The organism is Streptococcus sp. GMD1S, from assembly GCF_000296875.1.
In the GTDB taxonomy this organism is placed as follows: domain Bacteria; phylum Bacillota; class Bacilli; order Lactobacillales; family Streptococcaceae; genus Streptococcus.
This window is the reverse complement of record NZ_AJQY01000055.1, coordinates 1-6,046: the sequence shown is the minus strand read 5'-3', so window position 1 is coordinate 6,046 and position 6,046 is coordinate 1. Positions and strand designations below refer to the sequence as shown.

The window sequence follows — 6,046 nt, the reverse complement described above, 5'->3', positions numbered from 1 at the left end:
AACTAGCCGCAGGCTGTACTTGAGTACGGCAAGGCGACGTTGACGTGGTTTGAATTTGATTTTCGAAGAGTATGAGTTTATATTTCTTTCAAGACCAGATATTCCATGGCATTTTGAAAGCTGACATTGGCCTGCCACATTTTTCTAGCTTCTAGCAAATCTTGTAGAATCTTTCGAATCCTTGCTTGCAAGAGATCCTGCCCACAGAGAACTTCGAGGATTCGCAAGACCTGATCCTGCTTTTCCTTATCATCTGCCAAGCTGGCTAATTTAGCAACTTGGAGATAACTTTCTTTTTTCTTGGCTAATAACCAGGTCAGTAGGCGTTCACTCTCATCGACCAAGGTCCAAAAACTAGCCTGATTTGCCAACTTTTCAGCTTCAGCTCGTGATTGACAAAACTGGGCTAAGAAAGTCGCTTTTTTCTTGACCAGACCTGCTTGTTCTAATTGATGGATGAGCTTTTCTTCTTGCTTTTTAAAATGGAAAATCTGGGTCCGACTACGGATAGTTGGCAACATCTTTTCCTCATCGCTGGTCAAGAAGAAAATGTAAACTTCACTCTGGGGCTCTTCGATGACCTTGAGCAGAGAATTGGTCGCGTTGGGATGCATTTTCTCAGCTTGCTCGATAATAAAAACCTGTTGCTGACTTTCAATCCCTGCTTGAGAAAACTGGCCCACCAATTCCCGAATCCGTTCTGTCTTGATGACCTGATTGACTGGCTTGATTAAAGTAACATCGGGAAATTCTTCCTGTTCAATTAGCTTGCAGTTTCGACATTTTTCACATGGCAAAACGCCTACTTTATCCGTACAAAAGAGGCTCTTAGCCAAAAACTGCGCCATTTCCAAGCTTCCAAAGAAACCCGAAAAGAGATAGGCGTGATTGAGCTGGTCTTGTTCTAGGATACGGACAAAGCGGTCAAACTGGTCTGGCTGCCAAGCTTTTAGTTGTTCTTGTTTCATTTATCCAAGCCCATTCTATCAAACAAGACAGCCTTGGTAGTTTCCACAACTTGTTCCAAAGGGAGACTAGCATCAATCTTGACAATGCGATTTCCTTCTTTGTCCAGAAGAGAAAGGTAGCCTTGACGGACTTTTTTATGCAAGTCCAACCCTTCCAAGTCCAAACGATTGACCTCCCGGTCACTATTAGCAGCAATGCGAGCCAGTCCCTCTTCCACCTCAATGTCAAAATAAAGTGTCAAATCGGGTTTGAGGCCATCTGTAGCAAAATGATTGAGCCAGTCAATGGCTTCAATGTCCAAGCCACGACCAAATCCCTGATAAGCAACAGAACTATCGATGAAGCGGTCCATAATGACCAACTTGCCAGCTTCAAGGGCTGGAAGAACTTTTTCCACCAAATGCTGTCTGCGACTGGCGATATAGAGAAGGAGTTCTGTCTTAGCATCCATCTGAGTATGACTTGGATCTAAAATCACTTCCCGAATCTTCTCCCCAATCAAGACTCCGCCTGGCTCACGGGTCGTCAGCACCTCTACTCCGTTTTCCTCTAAAATTGGGAGTAGAGCCTCTAAAACACTGGTCTTGCCTGCTCCCTCTGGTCCCTCAAGAGAGACTAAAAATCCTTTTGACATGTCTAACTCATTTCTTTTTTACTACCTTCTATTCTATCAAAAAAATAGGTTTTTGTGACAATCTTTTTGTCTTCTCATTTCATGCACCATAAAAGAGGCAGTCAAAGCCACCTCTTATTTACCTAGTTCTTGTGTTCGTTTGTAAGCTTGACCAACTGCATCCATGACCGTTCCCCGAAAAGCATGCGCTTCTAAGCTCGCTACACCAGCGATAGTCGAACCGCCTGGGCTACAAACTTGGTCTTTCAATACTCCAGGATGCTCTTGGCTTTCTAGGACCAATTGTCCAGCGCCGACAACTGTTTGAGCCGCCATTTTCAATGCCGTTTCTCGTGGCAATCCTGTCTGTACACCCGCATCTGCTAAGGCCTCAATAAAGAGATAGACAAATGCCGGCCCACAACCTGCAAGACCTGTCGCTGCATCAATTAAGCTTTCCCCAAGTTCAACAAAGAGACCTGCCTTGGCTAACAGCTTACAAAAGAGCTCACTGTCCTCAGCCCTGCAATTAGGAGACAAGGCATAACTAATCACTCCTTGCCCGATAGAAGCAGGGGTATTTGGCATCATACGAATAATTCGATGTTGACTTGGGATAAGACTTGCTAGTTTTTCTAAAGTCAATCCAGCTGCCATGGAAATCAAAAGAAGACTCTCTCGTTTTTCAAGAATGGTCTGATAGTGAGAAAGCAGTTCAGAAAACTGAGCAGGCTTAACTCCTAGAAAAATCACACCTGCTTCTGCGAAGATTTCGTCATTGCTGGAAGCCTGACCACCGAAATTGGCGATGAAAGCATCTACTTTCGCTTGACTGCGATTGGCAAGGAGAATCTGAGCACCCGTCTTGGCCTGCACAACAGCCTTAGCCAAGCTAGCTCCCATATTTCCCAAACCGATAAATCCAATCTTCATCTCTTACTCCCTTATCTGTCCGTCACCAGTAACCACATACTTGTAGCTGGTCAACTCTTTCAAGCCCATAGGCCCACGCGCATGCAGTTTCTGAGTAGAAATCCCCATCTCACATCCAAGACCAAACTGGCCACCATCAGTGAAACGAGTCGAGGCATTGACATAAACCGCTGCAGAGTCCACTTGATCTGTAAAGTAAGCTGCAGCTTCAGTATTTTCCGTCACAATGGCATCCGAATGATGGGTACTGTGGGCTTCAATATGGGCAACCGCTTCTTCTAAACTACTCACAACCTTAACCGCTAGGACATAGTCTAAAAACTCGGTGTCAAAGTCTTGTGCCTCAGCTGCTCGACCTGAAAGAGACTGACTTGCTTTCTCATCCAAGCGGAATTGAATTGGTTCCAGTCCAGCTTCTTTCCGACTTGTAACCAGCACTTTCTCCAAGCGAGGAAGAAAACGTGCTGCCTTGTCTTCATGAACCAGCAAGACCTCCATAGCATTGCAGACAGAAGGACGACTGGTTTTAGCATTGTTAATGATAGACAGAGCCTTGTCTTCATCGGCATCCTTATCCACATAGACATGTACAATCCCAGTTCCTGTCTCGATAACGGGTACGATAGCATTTTCAACCACGGCATTGATCAAGCCAGCACCTCCACGAGGAATAAGAAGGTCTAGATAACCCTTGGCCTTCATCATAGCATAGCTACTTTCACGACTAGTATCTTCCACCAGTTGAATCACCTCTGGATGGATGATCGTCGTCTCCAAGCCCTTCTTTAAGGCTGTGACAATAGCATGAGCTGTTTGATAGGCATCCTTGCCACTACGAAGAACGACCGCATTGCCACTTTTGAGAGCCAAGGCAGCCGCATCAGACGTCACATTTGGACGGCTTTCATAGATAATACCAATAACCCCCATGGCCACACGCTTCTTAGTAATAACCAAGCCATTTTCAAGCTGACTTGTTTCTAGGACCTCACCAATAGGATCTGGTAAAGCAACCACTTCACGAATCCCTCTTGCCATCGCTTCTATACGTCCCGCATCCAAATAAAGACGGTCTAGCAAAACATCTGAGATTTTTCCCTTGGCCGCTTCCATATCGAGGGCATTGGCCGCTAAAATCTCCTCAGTAGCCGCCACTAAGTGATCAGCCATAGCTAGCAAGGCTTGGTTTTTCACTGCTTCGCTGGCAGTATTGATAGATTTCTTAACAGCCTGTACCTGTTCAAATTGTTCTTGTGTACTTACCATCGTTCACCTCTAAAATTCTGTAAAGAGCAGCTGGATTTCAGGAGTAATGGAAATCCAGTCATCACGGTGAATCAAGACTCCCTTAGCTTTTTGAGAACGGAGCATATCTTCTAGGGCTGAGACACCAAATTGGACACGTCCCTTTCCAAGAGATTGACCTGTTTCTTTATCTGCTACTGTTACAATATCGTGGTAAGAGAAGTTTCCTTCCACTTCTACCACACCCGATAAAAGGAGACTTTTCCCGTTTTTTGAAAGTGCCTCTGCAGCTCCACCATCTACCCAAATCGTTCCCTGACTTTGAGCATAGAAGGCCAGCCATTGTTTCTGGGTACGAAGTCCCTTCTCTTGCGCAACAAAGAAGGAACCATCCTTGGTCTCCTCCGCTGCTTCAATCAAGGCATCAGATTTCATGGAAGAGCAGATATAGACTGGCACACCTGACTCCGTCGCAATAGTTGCAGCTTTGATTTTTGTCAACATACCCCCAGTACCGTTTGACGAACCTGCTCCACCAGCCATATCAATAATCTCACGATTGATAGTCTCGATTTTCTCCAAACGTTTGGCTGTTGGATCTGAGTTGGGATTTCCGGTATAGAGACCGTCCACATCCGTCAAGAGAACTAAAAGGTCTGCTTGGACCATCGCCGCTACCTGGGCACTCAGAGTGTCATTATCACCCACCTTGAGCTCATCAATAACGACACTGTCATTCTCGTTGATGATGGGGATTGCACCACGATGAAGCAATACAGACAAGGCCTGGTGGGCATTCTTATAGCGACGCTTATCTACAAAATCATCCTGTGTCAGCAAGATTTGTGCAGAAACGATCTGGCGCATGAGGAGGTTGGTTGTGTATTCCTCCAACAAAAGTCCCTGACCAACTGCAGCCGAAGCTTGTTTATCTGCAATCTTGGTCGGACGTTTTTTAAAACCCAAAGCTCCAAATCCAGCGGCAACTGCCCCAGATGACACTAAAATCAACTCATGTCCAGCTTCATGTAGCATAGCCAATTGCTGGGTAATTGCCTTTACTTTACTCCTTGATAAACTCCCGTCTTCATTTGTCAAGGAGGAAGTCCCTACCTTAAAGACGATTCGTTTGTACTTCATATTCTCACTCCGATTCTTCATATTTATCCATTATAACATGAATACTTTAAAATGGAAAAGACTTGAAATGAAAAAGGTTGAGACAAGGCATCTCAACTCTTTTATCTATTCTCAGTTTTACGCAATCTTTCCAGCGTTTCTTTAAAAATCTCTGGAATATCTGCTGTGAACTCCAAGGTTTCACCTGTTCTCGGATGAGTAAAGCCTAGAGTCTTAGCATGGAGAAATTGCCCATGTCCCTTCAGTGTCTTACGAGGACCATAGACTTCATCACCAGCGACTGGATGGCCAATATAAGCCATATGAACACGGATTTGGTGAGTACGCCCTGTTTCCAGTTGCAACTCTAGCAAACTATAATCTCCAAAGCGTTCCAAGACTTGAAAACGAGTCACTGCTGGCTTCCCTTTAGCAGTCACTGCCTGTTTCTTACGATCTTTTTCACTACGACCAATCGGAGCTTCAATCACACCACGATCATTGGGAAGATTGCCATGAACAATCGCCCAGTATTTGCGGAGAGACTTCTTATCCTTGAGTTCTTGAGCGAGTGCTAAGTGGGCCTCATCATTCTTAGCAATCATAAGGAGACCAGACGTGTCCTTGTCTATGCGATGAACAATACCCGGTCGGAGAACCCCATTGATACCTGACAAGTCCTTGATATGGTACATGAGGGCATTGACCAAGGTTCCGCTAGTATGACCGGCGCTGGGATGAACCACCATCCCTTGAGGTTTGTTAACAACGGCTACATCCTCATCTTGGTAGACGATTTCTAGCGGAATATCCTCAGCCACATACTCTAAAACCTCCGGTTCTGGCACATGGTAGGTGACGATATCCCCCTCTTGGACAGTGTATTTGGCTTTCTTTACTTGCCCATTCACCAAAACTTGTCCAGCCTTGATTTGTTCATTCGCGAGACTGCGTGACAATTCTGTCAGATCTGACAGAGCCTTGTCTAGACGTTGCCCACCAGTTTCAATTTTTATTTCCATTTACTTCCTCTTTAAGCATTGCAATCAATAAAACAATCACACCAACTGTCAAATAGCTGTCAGCAACATTGAAAATCGCAAAGTTGATAAAGTCTAGGTGAAACATATCCACCACAAAACCTTGACTCATTCTGTCGATAAAGTT

Annotated in this window: 7 protein-coding genes; all 7 read right to left on the bottom strand. The window is 45.0% G+C overall.

Going from position 1 to position 6,046, the window contains the following annotated elements; genetic code table 11:
* Positions 1-77: 77 nt before the first annotated feature.
* The gene (locus GMD1S_RS06380; protein WP_000808203.1) at positions 78-968 is read right to left on the bottom strand and encodes a DNA polymerase III subunit delta'; all 891 of its coding nucleotides are present in this window, start codon (positions 966-968) and stop codon (positions 78-80) included.
* A complete protein-coding gene (gene tmk, locus GMD1S_RS06375; protein WP_000033393.1) occupies positions 965-1,603 on the bottom strand; it encodes a dTMP kinase in 639 nt (212 codons plus the stop codon). Before tmk ends, GMD1S_RS06380 begins: the two co-directional genes overlap by 4 nt.
* Before the next feature lie 114 nt (positions 1,604-1,717).
* Entirely contained in the window at positions 1,718-2,515 is a 798-nt protein-coding gene (proC, locus tag GMD1S_RS06370) for a pyrroline-5-carboxylate reductase (RefSeq protein ID WP_000689686.1), read from the bottom strand.
* A gap of 3 nt (positions 2,516-2,518) precedes the next feature.
* The gene (locus GMD1S_RS06365; RefSeq protein WP_000255271.1) at positions 2,519-3,781 is read right to left on the bottom strand and encodes a glutamate-5-semialdehyde dehydrogenase; all 1,263 of its coding nucleotides are present in this window, start codon (positions 3,779-3,781) and stop codon (positions 2,519-2,521) included.
* Positions 3,782-3,790: 9 nt separating this feature from the next.
* Positions 3,791-4,900 carry a glutamate 5-kinase gene (proB, locus tag GMD1S_RS06360; RefSeq protein ID WP_000875730.1) on the bottom strand — a complete coding sequence of 370 codons (1,110 nt, stop codon included), beginning with the start codon at positions 4,898-4,900 and terminating at the stop codon, positions 3,791-3,793.
* Between the two features lie 101 nt (positions 4,901-5,001).
* Positions 5,002-5,901, bottom strand: a complete 900-nt coding sequence (locus tag GMD1S_RS06355) for an RluA family pseudouridine synthase (protein WP_000403230.1) — start codon at positions 5,899-5,901, stop codon at positions 5,002-5,004.
* A partial coding sequence (locus GMD1S_RS06350; RefSeq protein WP_008279585.1) for a signal peptidase II occupies positions 5,885-6,046 on the bottom strand: 162 nt, incomplete at its 5' end. The genes GMD1S_RS06355 and GMD1S_RS06350, both read right to left, overlap by 17 nt.

Coding starts and splice junctions, on each gene's coding strand:
- GMD1S_RS06380 (WP_000808203.1), bottom strand. CDS start 968: ATGAAACAAGAACAACTAAAAGCTTGGCAGCCAGACCAGTTTGACCGC.
- tmk (WP_000033393.1), bottom strand. CDS start 1,603: ATGTCAAAAGGATTTTTAGTCTCTCTTGAGGGACCAGAGGGAGCAGGC.
- proC (WP_000689686.1), bottom strand. CDS start 2,515: ATGAAGATTGGATTTATCGGTTTGGGAAATATGGGAGCTAGCTTGGCT.
- GMD1S_RS06365 (WP_000255271.1), bottom strand. CDS start 3,781: ATGGTAAGTACACAAGAACAATTTGAACAGGTACAGGCTGTTAAGAAA.
- proB (WP_000875730.1), bottom strand. CDS start 4,900: ATGAAGTACAAACGAATCGTCTTTAAGGTAGGGACTTCCTCCTTGACA.
- GMD1S_RS06355 (WP_000403230.1), bottom strand. CDS start 5,901: ATGGAAATAAAAATTGAAACTGGTGGGCAACGTCTAGACAAGGCTCTG.